This is a genomic window from Moraxella sp. (assembly GCF_024227015.1).
GTDB lineage: Bacteria > Pseudomonadota > Gammaproteobacteria > Pseudomonadales > Moraxellaceae > Moraxella.
In genome coordinates, this window is record NZ_JAAELD010000284.1 from 1 (window position 1) to 758 (window position 758).

At 47.6% G+C, this 758-nt stretch carries 1 pseudogene; it reads right to left on the reverse strand.

From position 1 onward, the window contains the following. Positions 1 to 758, reverse strand: a pseudogene (locus tag GY683_RS06510) (hypothetical protein); the annotation flags it as partial.

Here is a 758-nt window from a genome sequence, read left to right on the forward strand (position 1 = left end):
GACTTTTAGAGGCGTTCATGATGCTTAAGTACTGGCAATTCTGATTGTTGCCTACCGTGCTTAATTCACCAAAGGTGCCGTTATGTGCGATAAAGGTCATCATTTCAATCTGACGCATCGCATCGGCGCGACTCATGAGTTCTGTCGAAAGTGCGCGAAGATTGGATGCATCCGTATAGGGAAAGGCACACAAATGATAATGGGTATCGCCGAGTTTTGACCAAAGACTTGATAGATCAGGATTGCCAGCACCGCCTGTCATTGGGGAGAGGGCGATCGTGAGATTTTTAGGCAGAACTTCACCGGTGTTGTAGTTAACTTGCAGATCAATCGCATTCCCGCATTCACCTTTGTGTTTGGCGATGATGTCGACTTGTGTTTTTTTCGCATCGTTAATCAAAGCCGTGACAGGCAATGTTAAGGTGTTATTGATCACGGATGCCAGGTGTGTGGCAATCGACTCAGGGGTATCCGTTGACGACACGCCAATACCAAGCCGTTGCCCGCCAATATACAGTGAAATGATGCCGGATTCTGATGGTGCATTGGTGATTTCCAGCGAGCCGGTAGCAGCAACGCCTTCTTTATTATCTTCTAGCGGCATCACCCATAAATCGCCGTAGGAATGGTTATCAAAAAATCGTGTAACCATGCCCGATAACATCGAGCCAGAACCAAAATAGCTATCGGCTTGACCGGCTTGGCTTATTTTTAGCGGCAGATTTGGTGCGGCAGAACCTGATGCCAGTTTCTGACCA